This is a genomic window from Brevibacterium sp. 239c (genome assembly GCF_900169365.1).
GTDB lineage: Bacteria > Actinomycetota > Actinomycetes > Actinomycetales > Brevibacteriaceae > Brevibacterium.
In genome coordinates this window covers 1-16,067 of record NZ_FXZH01000026.1, presented here as the reverse complement: position 1 = coordinate 16,067, position 16,067 = coordinate 1, and the positions used below count along the sequence as shown (strand labels likewise).

The following is a 16,067-nucleotide window of genomic DNA, read 5'->3' as shown; positions in this document are numbered from 1 at the left end:
TCAATCCTTCCCTGGCATGATCTGTTCGGCATCTTTGGAGAAGCCGTAGTGGCCGTGGGTCCCGGCCACACCAGCGGCGAGGGCGCGGACGGTGATGACCGCGCCTGCACCCAGTCCGAGTCCGTCCACGGTGCTGGCCCGAGATTTCTCGGTGCGCAGGATGGATACGAGACCGTTCTGGGCCGAACCGGCGTCACCGGCCACGACCACGGACTTCGAGTCCGAGGTCAGCGAATTGATGAAGTCGGTGATGAGGGTGCGGTTGGCTTTGTCGTCGGTGGCATCGGGGCTGGGCTCGGTCTCGTCTGCCAGCTTCGAGTTCTCATCGTCGACGACAACGAAGAGCGGAGTCGGTTTGTGGTCGGTGTCGGTGCGCAGCCGACCCGCGTCGACAAAGGCGTCGAAGAGTGCCGAGGACTTCTTCTCTGCGACGTCGCGATCCTTGCCCTTCTCCAACATCGAGGCGTTGCCGGTCAATGCGATGACAAGGGCAGATCGCAGCGCTGTGGAATCGTCCTTGGGCAGGTCCGGCACCAGGTCGCGCAATGTCGAGAGGAAATCAGCGGAGTCGGTCAGTGACAGAGTGTTGTCCACGAAGGACACATCGCCGCCGATCTTTCCACCGGCTTCCTTGATCCGGTTGGTGACCTCTTCGACCTGCTCGGGGTCGGCCTTCGGAGCGCCGATGATGCTGACGTCCTTGCCCTTGAGTGTGTCGCCGATGAGTTCGGGGGCGGCAGAGGTCACGAAGTCGTTCTGCTTGTCGATATTGCCGTTGGCCGCATCGATCTTCGCACGCAGATCATCGCGGTCTGCTCGCAGTGCGTCGACTTGGCTCTGCAGGGACTCACCGATCGGTTCCTTCAGCGGTCCGGCACCCAGGACGATTCCCACCGCCAGGGCCAGGAACACCGAGACGAGAGAGACAAGATGGTAACGAAAATCAATCACTGGTCAGTCCTTGAATGATGCTGGCAGATTGTGAAGATGCAGCAGGGTCGCCGCCGAAAAGGGAGCCGATCCATCCGAAGACTCCGTCGAGCTGGGCTCCGATGAGTCCGATCAGGGTCTGGCCGGCAGCGGTCGCGAACAGTGCCACACCGAGGGCGACGAGGCCGGCGATGATGAGGACGCTCAGCTGCAGGTTGGAGATCCGCTGTCGGTACAGCAGCGAGACGCCTTTGGCGTCGATGAGCTTCGAGCCCACCCGCAGTCGCGTGATGAATGTCGAGGCCATGCCCTTGCGGCCCTTGTCGAGGAACTCCATCACGGTGTCGTGTGTGCCCACAGCCACGATCAGGTCTGCCCCCTTGTCGTCGGCGAGCAGCATGGCGATGTCCTCGCTGGTGCCTGATGCCGCGAAGGCGACGCAGTCGACGCCCAGGGAATGGACGCGTTCGGTGCCGGGTGCGTTTCCATCCCGGTAGGCGTGGACAACGATCTCGGCCCCGGAAGTCAGTGCGGTGTCGGAGACGGAGTCCATGTCTCCGACGATCATGTCGGGTTTGTATCCGGCTTCGATGATGGCGTCGGCTCCACCGTCGACTCCGACGAGCAGGGGGCGGTATTCGCGGATATAGGAGCCGAGGATCGCGAGGTCCTCTTTGTAGTGGTAGCCGCGGACGACGATGAGGACGTGTCGACCGTCGAACTTCGTGGCCACATCGGGGACGACGAGTTCGGCCGAGAGTAAGTCTGAGTCCTTGCGGATGTATTCGATCGTGTTGTCGACGAAGTCCACGAGCACGGAATTCATTCCGGCTTCGGCTGCGTGCATGTCCTCCGCGATTGTCTCCGCGGTTTGGACGATGCCGGTGGCGATCTCCTTCTCATCCAGGAACACCGTGCCATCGGCGATGCTGATCTCGGAGTTCTCATCAACTAGATCGAAGATCTCAGGGCCGGTGGCGTCGATGAGAGGGATGCCCGCGTCGATGATGATTCCCGGCCCGAGGTTGGGGTAGCGGCCGGAGATCGACTTGTCCGCGTTGATGACTGCGGCGGGTTTGCAGGCCACAAGCGCCTCGGCAGAGATCCGGTCGATATCGCCGTGTTTGATGACCGCGATATCGCCTGCGCTCAACCGTTTGGTGAGGTCTTTCGTCCGCCGGTCGAGTCTGGCAGGAGCCGGGCCAGACCTGGTCGGGACTGTGGGCTTCTCCCTGGTTCTACGCGCTTTCATGGTTCGCCCATTCTCTCATGTCAGCGCCGCCGAGCCGGTCTTGACCTGCCGTGCTGAGTCGAGGAGTTCGGCTGCGTGGGCCTTCGCCGAGGAGGAATCCTCCATTCCGGCGAGCATCCGTGAGAGTTCGATGACACGTTCATCTTCGCTGAGTTCTCGGACCCCGGATTTCACAGTCTCGGCGTCGTCGTCCTTGACGATCGTGACGTGAGTGTCGGCCCAGGCCGCAACCTGGGGCAGGTGGGTGACGACGATGACCTGGGCGTTCTCAGCCAATTTCGCGAGGCGACGGCCGATCTCGATGGCGGCCTTGCCACCGACCCCGGCGTCGACTTCGTCGAAGACGTAAGTGGGAATGGCTTCCTCTGCCGCGCGGACGACTTCGATGGCGAGCATCACTCGGGAGAGTTCACCGCCGCTGGCGACCTTGCCGATGTCGTCACCGACCGAAGAGTCGTGTGGGGCGAAGGTGAGGCGAACATCATCGCAGCCATGGGATGCCGGTTCCCGTTCGGTGAGTTCGAACGTCACCTTGGCCTTCGGCATCGACAGGGCTGCCAGCTCTGCACTCACGGCCTGAGAGAAGGACTCCGCGGTCGCGGTTCTGATCTCGCTCAGTGCGTGGCCTGCGGCTTCCATGGCGCTGCGGGCTTCGTCGAGTTCGGCGTCAAGCTGTCCAAGATCGCGGTCATCGGCCTCGAGTTCGGCCAGCTCCTGGGCTGAACGTGTTTCGAAGTCGAGAACTTCGGCCACGTCCTGACCGTAGGCGGCCAGTGATCCCAGTTCGGCTCTTCTGGCTTCGGTCTCTTCCAGTGAGGTCTCCCCCAGCTCGTCGAAACCGGTCAGGTAGGAACTGAGTTCTGCGGCGGAGTCGGAGAGGCGCAGAACCGCGTCGTTGAGGGCGGCCTTGATGCGGGCCAGCTCCGGATCCGCGGATTCCACGTCGGTCAGTGCACTGATCGCCTGGTGCACGTGGTCGACGGCGGCGCCGGCATCGTCAAGTTCGCTGCCCAGCAGCAGGTCATGGGCGCTGCCGACGGCCTGGGTGATCTCGGCAGCAGCACCGAGTTTCGCAGCCTGGGCGGTCAGGGCTTCGTCTTCGCCTGGGACCGGGCGGATCTTGTCGATGGCCTCCAGGCAGCCGTTGAGCCACAGGATGCGTTCCCGGCGGGCCGCGGTGCTGTCCTTGATCCGGGCCACTCGAGTCTGCGTCTCGCGCCAGTTCTCAAATGCTGCGTGGTATTTTTCGGCCACGGCCTCGAGTTCGGGTCCTCCGGCTGCGTCAAGGAGCTGCCGCTGTTGGGCGGGGCCTTTGAGTCGCAGCTGTTCGGACTGTCCGTGCAGGGTGATGAGCTCATCGGAGATCTCGGTCAGCACGGAGATCGGGACGGTGCGTCCCCCGGCGGTGGCGCGGGCGCGGCCCTTCTGCGCCACGGTGCGGGAGATGATCGCTTCGTCCTCGGCGCTGCCGCCGGCTTCTTCGATGCGGGAGCGCACGGAGTCGGTGACGGAGGAGAAGATGCCTTCGACTTCGGCCTTCTCCGCACCTTTGCGAACCACGCCTGCACCCACCTTGCGGCCCATGAGCAGGCTCAGGGCAGACACGAACATCGTCTTACCGGCACCGGTCTCACCGGTCACGACGGTGAAGCCGGTGGAGAGTTCGACCTCTGCTTCGGCGATCACGCCGAGGTGGGAGATCCTGAGTTCGGAAATCATCTACGCCTCCTCGATCGGTCCCCGCCAACCGGAGACGGGCAGTCGGAACTTCGCCACCAATCGATCGGTGAAGGGACCGGTGTGAAGTCGGGCCAGTTTGATCGGTGATTGTGAACGCTTGGCTTCGATCCGTGCCCCGGCGGGCAGTTCCAAGGCTCTGCGCCCATCGCACCACAGGACTGCGGAGAAGTCGGGATTGCTCGGAGAGATTTCGACGCCGAGGCGGGAGTCGGGGTTGACGACGAGCGGTTCGGTGAACAGAGCGTGGGCTGAGATCGGGATCAGCAGCAGTGCCTCGACCTCGGGCCAGACGATGGGACCACCGGCGGAGAATGCGTACGCGGTCGAACCGGTCGGAGTCGCCAGGATGACTCCATCGCAGCCGAAAGACGATACGGGTCGGGCGTCGACGCCGAGGACGACGTCGATCATGCGTGCCTTCGACGTCTTCTCGATGGTGGCTTCGTTGAGGGCCCAGGCGTTGTAGATCGCCTCCCCTTCGTGCCAGACGGTGACGTCGAGGGCCAGACGTTCCTCGACCAGATAGTCACGCTGGGAGGCCCGATGGACCGCCTCGGCGAGATCTTCACGTTCGCTCTCGGCGAGGAAGCCCACATGGCCTAAGTTGACGCCCATGAGCGGGACACCGGAACCGTGGAAACGTTCGGCCGCGCGCAGGATCGTGCCGTCGCCGCCGAGGACGATGACGAGTTCACATTTGGTCTTCCAGATCGCGAGCTCGGCCGGATCGATGACCTCGCAGCGGCTGAGGAGGTCCTGCTGCACGCCGGCGTGGGAACTGCGTGCGGCGAAGTCGAGGACCTCTTCGTCTAAGACGACTGGGATGATTCCGTCGTCGAGGAGCGCCTTCCACACGCTCACTGCTGCCACTGCTGATTCCTCGCGCTGGGGATGCAGCAGCACCATGATGTGTCGGCTCACGGCTCTCCTCTCATGATCTGGTCCAGATGGGTTGCGATGTCCGCCTCGCTGAGCCTATCGGACTCGGTTCGTGTTTTGCCTGGTCGAACACGCAGGAAGTACTCACGGTTTCCACTGGGACCGGGAAGCACGGAGGCCGCGATATCGACGACGCGGGCGTCATGTTCGGCGATGCCGGCGAGGACGGAGTCAAGGGCTCGACGCCGCTTGCTCACGGTGGTCACGACGCCGTGTTTGTCCAGTGCCCCGCGGGCGAGTTCGAACTGGGGTTTGACCATGAGCAGCAGTTCGCCGCCAGGCAGTGTGGCAGCCAGAAGAGGTGCCAACAGCAGGCGCAGGGAGATGAATGAAACGTCGGCGACGACCACTTCGACCTGCGGCACGTCCGAGCTCTCCAGTTCACGCAGGTTGAGGCCCTCGCGGACTTCGACTCGTGGGTCCTGGCGGAGTCCGGCATCGAATTGCTCGTGGCCGACGTCGACGGCCCAGACCTCTTTGGCGCCTCGTTGCAGGAGGACTTGGGTGAACCCGCCGGTGGAGGCTCCGGCATCGAGCGCGGTCCTGCCTGAGAAGTCAGCGATGGAGAAGGAGTCGAGGGCGCCGAGGAGTTTGTGCGCGCTGCGTGCCACCCAAGGGTCGGGTTCCGTGACAGTGATGTCGTCTGCCTCGGTCACGTCCTGTGAGGGTTTCGCGGCTGTTCTGCCGTTGATGCTGACGCGTCCGGCAGCGATCTCTCGTGCCGCACGGGACCGTGTGGCGATCAGCTCCCGTTCGACCAGTGCGCGGTCGAGTCTGCTCACAATGAACTCACCTGTGCATCGAGGTCGTCGAGCAGTGTGGACAGAAGTCCGTGGCGTTCGCTGCTAGGGGCGTCACCGATCTGCTCCAGGTCGCGACGCCAGTTTTCAACCGGCACATCACCGTTGACTGAGGCCGGTGTCGGTGCCGGCGCTGCAGGTCTGCTGGGTGCGGCAGCCTGGCTGGACGCTTCAGCCTGCTGTGGTTCGTGCATCGGTTCAGTCATGGATCCTCCGTGGCAGATTCCCTGGAGCCACGTCCTCGCCGCGGTCCATCGCCTCCCATGCTAATCGGAGAGCGTCCTCGACGTCGGCGGACCCGACCTTGCCAGATTCGTCCAGGCGCAGCTGGCCATCGACGATTCGGCACGCCGACGAGCTGTGCGCACTGTTCCTGATGAGCTTCGGAAGGCCGCGCAGGCTGGGCAGGATGTAGGTGGGGCGCAGACCGGGACGTGCTCGCAGAGCGTCATGGATGTCGTGGACGCCGGTGAGGACGAGAGCGGTTTCGAATCCGGCCGAGTTGCCACCCTCGATATCCGTGTCGAGGCGGTCTCCGACCATGAGTGGGCGGGTGGCACCGATCCGGTGTGCGGCGAACTCCATCATGTGAGGAGAGGGTTTGCCGACGATGGTCGGCTGTGCACCTGTGAGTTGGGAGAGCATGTCGATGAAAGCGCCGTTGCCGGGGACTCGGCTCCGGGTCCCGACCATCGAGTAGTCGGGGTTGCTCGCCCACCATTCGATGCCTGCCGTGATGGCTTCGCAGGCGGCCACGATCGTTTGGTAGGTGATGTCCGGGTCGAGGCCCTGGGCGATGGCGACGGGGGCGTCGTCAATGCTGCGAGTGACGCTGAGACCTTCGGCTTCCAGCGCTGTGGCTAAGCCGGTGGCGCCCACCAAATAGATGGATGCACCGGTTCCGAACTTTGCCGCCAGCTGACCGGCCAGCACCTGCGCTGAGGTGGTCACCTCGGTAGGTGTCGTGCTGATTCCCAGCGTGGAGATGTGTTCGGCCACCACCTCGGCGGTGCGGGTGGCGTTGTTCGTCACATAGTTGACGGGGATGGACTGCTCGTGAAGGTAGTTGATGCCCTCCACTGCGCCGGAGATCGGGTCAGGCCCGTGGTAGACGACGCCGTCGAGGTCGAACAGCACACAGTCGATCGGTGCGCCCGATTCCTCGGGCGCACGTCGACCGACTGGTGATGTTGCGTTCGCGACTGGCGTCACTGATTACCGCTCAGCCGGTACGAGACGCCCGGCTCCTCTGGATCCGCGTTATCAGCTGCGTTGAGGCTCGTGTCTGATTCCTCTGGGGCTTCTGAAGTCTCCGCGCTGGAAGCGTCGCCCGCTTCAGCGTCCTCCAGCAGTTCGTCGAGTTCGGCTTCGATCTCCTCTTCGGAAACCTTGACCTTCTTCAGTTCCTTCTCCGAGACATGCGTCTTCGACTTCGCCGGAACCTGAACGGCTTCAGCGTCGTCTGCAGAGGATTCGTCTGCAGCAGGGCTGTCTGTGCTGGCGTCGACGGCCTCGGCATCTGCTGCCTTAGCGGCTGACTCGTCAGCTGACTGGCCTTCGGCTGCAGCGTCTGACTCAGGTGTTGCGTCGTCCGCAGCTTTATCGCCTGGCTCGATGAGTTCCTCATCGGAGATCTCTTCGACGGTCTCGATTTCCACGCCGAGGTTGGGGTCTGGTTCCTCGTCCCCGAAGAGTGTTCCCGTGGCCTTGGCCGTGCGACGTGATAGCTCTTCGTACTTATCGGCCATCTCGGTTTCGCCGTGCAGGCGCAGCACGTCGGAGTATGCGGCCATGAGTCGCACTAGTCCACCGCTTGGCTTCTGGGTGAAATCTTCTGCCTCGATCAGAGCACGTGCGCCCTTGAGATCACCGAGGTCCGACTTGGCTCCGGCAGCAACAATGACGAGTTCGGTGCGAGCATCGTTGTCGAGTTCGAGCTCGGCGGCCGACTCGAACAGTTCGATGGCTTTCTGAGGCTTTTCACGACCGCGTTCTGCATCGGCGATGAGCGCAATGTTCTCGTTGGAACCGGAGATGCGTCGGTGAGTGCGCAGTTCGCGAACTGCCTCGTCGTACTTTTCCACGTGATATGCGGCAATGCCGAGGGCTTCTCGGACCAGGCCGACGCGACCCGCACGGGCCATGGCTGCCTTCGCGTGTTCGTAGGCGCGTTCCGGATCGACGTCCAGGAACCCTCCTGCAGAGACGAGGTGTTTGGCAACCATTGCGGCGTTCTCCTTATCAAGGGAACGCAGCTGACCAAGAAGCTCTTTGTCGAGTTCCTTACCGGTGACCTCTTCGGGAATCGGCGGTTCTTGGATGCGCGGCCGACGGGCACGCTGCTCGCGTGCGTATTCGCCGGTATCCGTTGATCGTGTGGCCCTGCGGTCGTTGTTGTTCCGACCGAAGCCTCCGCGGTCGCCCCCGCCGTCGTCACGACGTCGGCTTCCTCCACGATCATCGCGCCGGTTGCCTTGGTATCCACCACGACGGTCATCACGACGGTCTCCCCCGAAGCTACGGCGTTCGCCGCCTTCGCTCCGGTTGCCCTGATAGCCACCGCGACGTTCACCGTCGTTGCTGCGATTGCCCTGGTAACCGCCACGGCGATCGTCACGACGGTCTCCACCGAAGCTACGACGTTCGCCGCCCTCGCTCCGGTTACCCTGGTAACCACCACGACGCTCACCATCGTTACCGCGATTGCCCTGGTAACCACCACGGCGATCATCGCGACGTTCGCCGTCGTTGCTGCGATTACCTTGGTATCCACCGCGACGATCGTCACGACGGTCTCCACCGAAGCTACGACGTTCGCCGCCTTCACTCCGGTTACCCTGATAACCACCACGACGCTCACCATCGTTATTCCGGTTACCTTGGTACCCGCCACGACGTTCACCGTCGTTGCTGCGACTACCTTGGTAGCCACCGCGACGATCATCACGACGGTCTCCACCGAAGCTACGACGTTCGCCGCCTTCACTCCGGTTACCCTGATAACCACCACGACGCTCACCATCGTTATTCCGGTTACCTTGGTACCCGCCACGACGGTCATCGCGACGTTCACCGTCGTTGCTGCGATTACCTTGGTAGCCACCGCGACGATCGTCACGACGGTCTCCCCCGAAGCTACGACGTTCGCCGCCCTCGCTCCGGTTACCCTGATAACCACCACGACGCTCACCATCGTTACCGCGACTACCCTGGTAACCGCCACGGCGGTCGTCGCGACGATCGGAGTTACGTGACCCGCGCTCGTCCCGGGACTGGGTGGAGTCCTGTCGACGATTGTGATTGCTGTCGCGATCTGAGCGGCGCCCGCCGTCTGAGCGGCGGTTCTGCTGGCTGTCTCGCGAATCCCCTGGGGCCACGATTCTCCCTATAAAGTCTTTTCAATGATTCCGCACCATTCTAGTGCACTCGAAACGGTTGAGTCCTGTGCGTGGGGACACGTATTGACGGTGGGTGAAGAGCGGCAGCGGCCGCGGTAAGTTCTCTTTCTCCGCAGGCGGGCAGTTAAGGCCGAATTGCTTGAGGGTCTTCCGTAACCTCCAGCGGTCATGTGACCACTGGTCGAATGGTTAGAAGGAACGCTCCCCTATTTGAAATCCGGGCCGAGCAATCGTTCAAGGGCTCGCTCAACGCCTCTGTTAGAATCACGGCGAAACGTCCCGCCAGCAGTGGTCTGCGGCGACGTACGATCATCTCATCGCGGTCAGTAGGGGATTAATGAAGCCTGGCGTGGAGGATTCGAGCATGAGAGTCAATTCCTTGTCCACGCCCGCATCAATGGCATTATTGACACGCACAACTACATCAGCAATTACAATTTACCTGCGCACACACAGCGTTCCCAGCCGTAACTTCAGCCATTGCAGTGGGATTGTCGGCTCTTTCAATTGCGCAATCGCCCTCCCTGCAATTGTGCTCATTGTCACCGCGGCTTCTGAGCCAGAACCGAAGAAGACGGCTCGGCACAGCACCAAAGGTGCCAACAGTTCCAGGACCGCCATTGCGGAGACAGATACCGGAATCCAACACCGCGCAGCCCCGCATATGCGTACCATGAGGCCCCCATTCTGTGATCCGATTCATTCGATTGAGCATAGGACACCCTTGTTCGCATATCGTGGCTTCCGGAAGCGTCACCACCAGCGGAAAGAGGAGGCATGCGCACAGCATTGACTCCCCGCCCACAGTGGTGCACCTAAGAACCTCAAACTCAATTTCAGCGACTTTCACCATCAAGGAACAGGAGACAACGTGCCCAACACGCTTTTCATCGATGGACAGTGGGTTTCGGCCCAGAACGGTGGGATCAGAGAGATCCACAATCCTGCCGACGGCAGCTTCGTCGCCGAGGTGGACGAAGCCAGCCCAGCCGACACCGAGCTCGCGATCGCTGCCGCACGTCGGGCCTATGACTCGGGCGTCTGGTCAAGCGTGCCCGCCAGCGAACGAGGCGACATGCTCCTCAAATTCGCGTCGGTCCTGCGTGAGCGCAATGCCGAGTTCGCTCGTGCCGAGTCGCTCGACACAGGCAAACGCTATGTCGAGTCCGAGATCGACATGGAAGACATCGCCAACTGCTTCGACTACTTCGGCAAGCTTGCCGCCAACGACGCAGGCCGCGTCGTCGATGCCGGCACCGACACCGTCGCCAGCCGCATCGTCCACGAACCAGTCGGCGTCTGCGCCCTCATCACACCGTGGAACTACCCGCTGCTGCAGGCCGCATGGAAGATCGCACCCGCCTTGGCAGCCGGCAACACGTTCATCCTCAAGCCCGCCGAGCTCACACCTCACACGGCAATCCTGACGATGCAGGTGCTTGAAGAGCTGGGCCTGCCTGCCGGTGTGGGCAACCTGATCCTCGGCGCCGGTGCAGATGCTGGAGCACCGCTGTCGACCCATGAGGACATCGACATGGTCTCCTTCACCGGCGGCCTGGTCACGGGACGTCTGCTGGCTGCCAACGCGGCGGCAACTGTGAAGAAGATCGCCCTGGAACTTGGCGGGAAGAACCCGAACGTCGTCTTCGCCGATGCCGACTTCGAGGCCGCTGTCGACAATGCGCTCAACGCCGCATTCGTCCACTCCGGTCAGGTCTGCTCCGCCGGTGCCCGACTGATCGTCGAAGAGTCGATCGCCGAGAAGTTCGTCGACCGCCTCGTCGAGCGTGCTCAGCAGATCCGCCTCGGCGGACCCTTCGATGACAACGCCGAAACCGGACCGCTCATCTCCGCAGCCCACCGCGACAAGGTCACCGCCTATGTCGACAAGGGCGTCGCCGAAGGTGCTCGCGTGCGCTGCGGCGGCACATGGGGCGAAGGCGAACTGGAAAAGGGCTACTACTACCTGCCCACGATCCTCGATCAGGTCAAGCGTGGAATGTCCGTGGTCTCCGACGAAGCATTCGGCCCTGTCGTCACCGTCGAGACCTTCTCCACGGTCGACGAGGCCGTTGAGATCGCCAACGACACCTACTACGGTCTCGCCGGCGCCGTCTGGAGCCAGGATGCGGGCAAGACTCAGCTGGTCGCCCAGCGTCTGCGCCACGGAACCATCTGGATCAACGACTTCCACCCCTACCTGCCACAGGCCGAGTGGGGCGGATACAAGCAGTCAGGCTCCGGACGCGAGCTGGGACCGACAGGTCTGGCCGAATACCAGGAAGCCAAGCACATCTACCAGAACCTCGAACCTGCCGTGACCGGCTGGTTCCCCGATCACAGCAAATAAGGAGAGTCAGAACGTGGAAACTACTCATAGCTTTGACTATGTCGTCGTGGGCGGAGGCTCCGCGGGCGCTGCAGTGGCCGCGCGCCTCAGCGAGGATCCCGAGGTCAGCGTCGGACTGCTGGAAGCGGGCCCGACCGATGTCGGCGAAGACGTCGTCCTCAGCCTCAATCGGTGGATGGAACTGCTCGAATCAGGCTTCGACTGGGACTACCCCATCGAGAAGCAGGAGCACGGCAACTCTCATATGAGGCATGCCAGGGCGAAGGTCCTCGGCGGCTGCTCCTCGCACAACTCGTGCATCGCCTTCTGGGCCCCGCGTGAGGATCTCGATGACTGGGAGACCAAGTTCGGCGCCACCGGTTGGGGTTCGAAGGACACCTTCGGCCTGTACAAGAAGCTGGAGAACAACGAGCTTCCCGGTGACCACCACGGTCACGACGGCCCCGTGCACCTGATGAATGTGCCGCCGAACGACCCCTGCGGTGTTGCCCTGCTCGATGCCTGTGAGCAGGAGGGTATCCCCCGCGTCCAGTTCAACGAAGGCGAAACCGTCATCAACGGTGCCAACTTCTTCCAGGTCAACCGGAAGGCCGACGGCACCCGTTCGTCCTCCTCGGTGTCCTACCTGCACCCGATCCTCGACCGTGAGAACCTCACGATCCTCACCGACACTCAGGCCAAGGTCCTCGAGTTCGATGATGAGGAGAACTGCACCGGCGTCCACGTCGTCAACAACGCCTTCGGCCACACCAAGCGCATTGAGGCCAAGCGCGAGGTCATCGTCTCCTCCGGTGCGATCAACACCCCGCAGCTGCTGATGCTCTCGGGCATCGGTCCCAAGGACCACCTCGCCGAGGTGGGTGTCGATGTTCGCGTGGATTCGCCGGGTGTCGGTGAACACCTGCAGGACCACCCCGAAGGCGTCATCGCCTGGGATGCGAAGAAGCCGATGGTCGACGACTCCACCCAGTGGTGGGAGGCCGGAATCTTCACCCCCACCGAAGACGGCTTGGACCGCCCCGACCTGATGATGCACTACGGTTCCGTACCGTTCGATATGCATACACTGCGTCAGGGCTACCCGACATCGGAGAACACCTTCTGTCTGACACCCAACGTCACGCATGCCCGCTCACGCGGCACCGTGCGTCTGCGTTCGCGTGATTTCCGGGACAAGCCCCACGTCGATCCTCGGTACTTCACCGACCCTGAGGGCCACGATATGCGTGTCATGATCGCCGGCATCCGCAAGGCCCGTGCCATCGTGTCACAGGACGCCATGTCCGAGTGGGCCGGTGAGGAGCTCTTCCCCGGCAAGGATGTCCAGACCGATGAGCAGATCGAGGACTACATCACCCGCACCCACAACACCGTCTACCACCCGGTGGGCACGGCGCGGATGGGTGCAGCCGATGACCAGTCGTCTCCATTGGATCCCCAGCTGCGGGTCAAGGGCGTCAATCGACTGCGCGTCGTCGATGCCTCCGCAATGCCGGAGATCACGACGGTCAACCCCAACATCACGGTGATGATGATGGGCGAGAAGTGCGCCGAAATGATCAAATCAGGATCCTGATCACCGTCACCTGACACTGATCGGTCGACACTGATCTGTGTTCTGACGCAAGGTGATAGGGCCATCGAGGAGGGTTCCGCTGACAAGCGGGGCCCTCCTCTTCACGTCTCAGGACTCAGGGCTGATGGCGTACTGGCTGGGACTGTGTCTGCGACGATGTGCAGTCCCGGCAATTGCCACATAGTAACCTGACGAAGACCTCACATGAGCCACAGATGAATCGGAGTCGATGATGACCAGCCCTTCACTCGAGGATGCACAGTCCGTTCTGGCTTCTCAGCCGTTCAGCACAATGATGGGCACGACGCTGTGCCAATACGACGACGAGGGTGTCACCCTCGAACTTGATCTGACGCCGCACCATCTTCAGCAGCATGGCTACGTCCACGGCGGCGTCCAATGCTATCTGGCCGACAATGCCCTGACCTTCGCCGGTGGGCAGATGCTCGGCCCGGCAGTACTCACGGCTGGGGTCAACCTGACCTATCTGCGACCAGCCGCAGGCGAGAAGCTCATCGCGCGAGCATCAGTCCAAGCCGCCACGTCGCGATCGGCAGTCACCCAGGTCGAAATCAGTGCGATCAAAGACGGGCAGGAATATGTGTGCTCAGTCGGATCCGGCACCATTTCAGCAATGCGGAAATAGGAGACCGACTGCCCTGCCGGCTCACGGCAAGGCAGCTGGCTCACGGTAACCGGCCATCGGCCACGAAACCCAGGCCGCGAAACCCAGGCCGCGAAGCTCAGGCCGATGACCTGATAAGGGACTGACCATACCCGACATGCGGGTATGGCCAGTCAATTCGCCTGTCCTAGGTGGGAATCACCGCATCATTCGGATGACCTCGGAGCCTGCGGTTCCTTCTTGGCACTGCCGGTCCTGCTGGCGAGAGTGCCATGACGCCGTTTCTGCTTGCTCTCATCGGTGATGTAGGGGTCGCGGAACTCGGGTGCCGGCTCAACCGCTTCGGGCGCGGTGACGACCTCTTCCTCATCGTCGTACTCGTGACCGAAGACGTCATCATCGTCGGCTCTGCGCTCGACTTCCTCGGGTGGGAGAACCTTCTTCCATTTGCGCATTCGCACTCGTGGAAGTTCACCTGCGTCTTCGCGCAACGCGCGCATGAGAGCGTAGATCTGGAAGTACGCGATGATGAAGAACGGCAATCCGACGAGGATGATCGTCGACTGCAATGCTTCGAGCCCGCCCGAGCCTGAGAAGACGAGCAGGGCGGCGGTGACGACTGCGACGGAGACCGCCCAGAATATGCGCTGCCCCAAGGGGTTGAAGTCTTCGTGGCCATTGTTCATGGTGTCCACCACCAACGCGGCAGAGTCCACCGAGGTGACGAAGAAGATGATCACAAGGATGATGGCGATCACGGACACAGGGCCTGAGAGCGGATAGTGCTCGAGGAACGCGAAGAGGGCTCCTGGGATGTCCCCCTCGCCGACGACTCGATCGACGAGGCCTCCACCCTTGTTGAACTCGATGTCGAAGGATGCGTAGCCGAAGACACCGAACCAGAGGATGGAGAAGGCCGAGGGAACAGCGAGGACACCGATGACGAACTGTCGGATCGTGCGACCGCGGGAGATGCGGGCGATGAAGATTCCGACGAAGGGCGACCAGGTAATCGTCCAAGCCCAGTAGAAGACCGTCCACGTGTTCTGCCACCCGGTATCGGCGAACGTATCATTCCACAGCGCCAACTCGGGAAGGGTCTGGATGTAGGTGCCCAACGACTCGAAGATGCCGCGGGCCATGAACAGCGTCGGTCCCAGAACGATGATGAAGATCAGCAGCAGAACAGCCATCACAATGTTGATGTTCGACAGGACCTTGATGCCTTTGTCCAGGCCCATGGATACAGAAATAGTCGCCAGACCGCAGACAACACCGATGATGATCAGCTGCCAGAGTGCGTTCTCCGGGATGCCGATGATCTCCGCCAGACCGCCGTTGATCTGCAGGGTGCCGAGACCGATGGATACCGCAATGCCGAAGACAGTGCCGATGATGGCAACGACATCGATGAACTTGCCGATGGGACCGTGGATCTTCTCCCCGAGAATCGGCTGGAAGATCGAGCTCACGCGTGGTGGCAGGTTCCTCTTATGGATGAAGTAGGCAAAGCACAGCGCCGGCAAGGTGAAGATCGTCCAGGTGTGCAGGGTGAAGTGGTAGTAGGTGAAGTTCATCGCGTCCGTGGCGGCTTCCACGGTGCCGGGTTCAATTCCCAAGGAGCCTCGAGGCGGGTCACCGAAGTGGCTGACGGGCTCCGCGACGCCCCAGAACATGAGAATCGATCCGATGCCGGCGGCGAACAACATGGCGAACCAGGCACCGTTCGAGTGCTCCGGTTCTTCGTTGTCTGGGCCGAGCTTGGCCCGGCCATAGCGCGATGCGGCAATGTAGATGAGGAAGACCAGGAAGACGGTGACGCCGAGGATGTAGAACCAACCGAGGTTCGTCAGCAACCAGTCCGAAGCTGCAGAGACACCAGTGTCGAGAGCGTCGGTGAAGAAGATGGTCGCGAGTACGAACAGGATAATGACCGCGGCTGATGAAAAGAAGATCGCCGGGTTCGTCCGGAGTCTGAGGGAATCGTGCAGACGGTTGAGCATGAGCGGTACCTTCCTATGTTAAGTCACCACCACACTACCCAACCAGTGACGATGTGGGTGCGATCACGGTCGGAAAGGTTCTGCATTGTTGCTCGATGGGCTGCGCACCACCCACTTGCCCGATGCAATGAAGATCTGCGCCACATCAACGTGAATATGAAAAGGAGGTCATCCCGCAACACACGCGACAACCCCCAACACAACCCCACCCACATGAAAACACACAAGGCCATGAATACAAGAAAGGGGCCACCCCACCAAAGTGGAATAACCCCCAACCAAAGCAGGAAGGCCACCCCGTCAACGACAGGATGGCCTCCCCTTAAGAATATTGCGGCAGTCACTTACTCTCCCACAACCACCAAGTTGCAGTACCATCAGCGCGAATGGGCTTAGCTACCGGGATCGGAACGGTTAACCGGGCGTTTCCCCACCACTATCACCACCGCAAAAC

General features: G+C 61.9%; 13 protein-coding genes and 1 rRNA gene. 4 read left to right on the top strand and 10 right to left on the bottom strand.

The annotated features are described in order from the left end of the window. The 8 genes from BSP239C_RS18195 to BSP239C_RS18160 are packed head-to-tail and all read right to left on the bottom strand — an operon-like array spanning window position 1 to window position 7,886. Window positions 1-951 (bottom strand): copper transporter, encoded by a 951-nt coding sequence (locus BSP239C_RS18195; protein WP_101574765.1) that lies wholly within the window; start codon window positions 949-951, stop codon window positions 1-3. Further along, entirely contained in the window at window positions 944-2,182 is a 1,239-nt protein-coding gene (steA, locus tag BSP239C_RS18190) for a putative cytokinetic ring protein SteA (protein ID WP_101574764.1), read from the bottom strand. Before steA ends, BSP239C_RS18195 begins: the two co-directional genes overlap by 8 nt. Before the next feature lie 15 nt (window positions 2,183-2,197). Further along, entirely contained in the window at window positions 2,198-3,901 is a 1,704-nt protein-coding gene (recN, locus tag BSP239C_RS18185; protein ID WP_101574763.1) for a DNA repair protein RecN, read from the bottom strand. Next, window positions 3,902-4,843, bottom strand: a complete 942-nt coding sequence (locus BSP239C_RS18180) for an NAD kinase (protein ID WP_180959096.1) — start codon at window positions 4,841-4,843, stop codon at window positions 3,902-3,904. Next, a complete protein-coding gene (locus BSP239C_RS18175; protein WP_101574762.1) occupies window positions 4,840-5,643 on the bottom strand; it encodes a TlyA family RNA methyltransferase in 804 nt (267 codons plus the stop codon). The genes BSP239C_RS18180 and BSP239C_RS18175 overlap by 4 nt, the downstream gene beginning before the upstream one ends. After that, window positions 5,640-5,867, bottom strand: coding sequence for a hypothetical protein (locus tag BSP239C_RS18170; RefSeq protein ID WP_101574761.1), 228 nt, complete (start codon window positions 5,865-5,867; stop codon window positions 5,640-5,642). The genes BSP239C_RS18175 and BSP239C_RS18170 overlap by 4 nt, the downstream gene beginning before the upstream one ends. Next, window positions 5,860-6,873, bottom strand: a complete 1,014-nt coding sequence (locus BSP239C_RS18165) for an HAD-IIA family hydrolase (protein ID WP_101574760.1) — start codon at window positions 6,871-6,873, stop codon at window positions 5,860-5,862. Before BSP239C_RS18165 ends, BSP239C_RS18170 begins: the two co-directional genes overlap by 8 nt. Beyond that, window positions 6,870-7,886 carry a M48 family metallopeptidase gene (locus BSP239C_RS18160; RefSeq protein WP_101574759.1) on the bottom strand — a complete coding sequence of 339 codons (1,017 nt, stop codon included), beginning with the start codon at window positions 7,884-7,886 and terminating at the stop codon, window positions 6,870-6,872. Before BSP239C_RS18160 ends, BSP239C_RS18165 begins: the two co-directional genes overlap by 4 nt. A gap of 249 nt (window positions 7,887-8,135) precedes the next feature. Here BSP239C_RS18160 and BSP239C_RS18155 point away from each other — a divergent pair, with 249 nt between their 5' ends. The 4 genes from BSP239C_RS18155 to BSP239C_RS18140 all read left to right on the top strand — a co-directional run bounded on the left by BSP239C_RS18155 (window position 8,136) and on the right by BSP239C_RS18140 (window position 13,631). Next, complete coding sequence (locus BSP239C_RS18155) at window positions 8,136-8,915, top strand: hypothetical protein (RefSeq protein ID WP_101574758.1); 780 nt, start codon at window positions 8,136-8,138, stop codon at window positions 8,913-8,915. Between the two features lie 1,015 nt (window positions 8,916-9,930). Next, the gene (locus BSP239C_RS18150; protein ID WP_101574757.1) at window positions 9,931-11,409 is read left to right on the top strand and encodes an aldehyde dehydrogenase family protein; all 1,479 of its coding nucleotides are present in this window, start codon (window positions 9,931-9,933) and stop codon (window positions 11,407-11,409) included. 13 nt (window positions 11,410-11,422) lie between these two features. Further along, window positions 11,423-12,985 (top strand): GMC family oxidoreductase, encoded by a 1,563-nt coding sequence (locus BSP239C_RS18145; RefSeq protein WP_101574756.1) that lies wholly within the window; start codon window positions 11,423-11,425, stop codon window positions 12,983-12,985. A gap of 232 nt (window positions 12,986-13,217) precedes the next feature. Then, a complete protein-coding gene (locus tag BSP239C_RS18140; RefSeq protein WP_219618927.1) occupies window positions 13,218-13,631 on the top strand; it encodes a PaaI family thioesterase in 414 nt (137 codons plus the stop codon). Between the two features lie 185 nt (window positions 13,632-13,816). On the opposite strand, the gene BSP239C_RS18135 is transcribed toward BSP239C_RS18140, so the two are convergent. After that, window positions 13,817-15,613, bottom strand: a complete 1,797-nt coding sequence (locus BSP239C_RS18135) for a BCCT family transporter (protein WP_101574754.1) — start codon at window positions 15,611-15,613, stop codon at window positions 13,817-13,819. A 331-nt stretch (window positions 15,614-15,944) separates the two neighbouring features. Continuing rightward, window positions 15,945-16,063, bottom strand: a 5S ribosomal RNA gene (gene rrf, locus BSP239C_RS18130). Window positions 16,064-16,067: the final 4 nt, after the last annotated feature.

What these genes read in the sequence shown, in the direction of transcription:
- BSP239C_RS18135 (WP_101574754.1), bottom strand. Translation starts at nt 15,613, where the DNA reads ATGCTCAACCGTCTGCACGATTCCCTCAGACTCCGGACGAACCCGGCG.
- BSP239C_RS18170 (WP_101574761.1), bottom strand. Translation starts at nt 5,867, where the DNA reads ATGACTGAACCGATGCACGAACCACAGCAGGCTGAAGCGTCCAGCCAG.
- steA (WP_101574764.1), bottom strand. Translation starts at nt 2,182, where the DNA reads ATGAAAGCGCGTAGAACCAGGGAGAAGCCCACAGTCCCGACCAGGTCT.
- recN (WP_101574763.1), bottom strand. Translation starts at nt 3,901, where the DNA reads ATGATTTCCGAACTCAGGATCTCCCACCTCGGCGTGATCGCCGAAGCA.
- BSP239C_RS18160 (WP_101574759.1), bottom strand. Translation starts at nt 7,886, where the DNA reads ATGGTTGCCAAACACCTCGTCTCTGCAGGAGGGTTCCTGGACGTCGAT.
- BSP239C_RS18140 (WP_219618927.1), top strand. Translation starts at nt 13,218, where the DNA reads ATGACCAGCCCTTCACTCGAGGATGCACAGTCCGTTCTGGCTTCTCAG.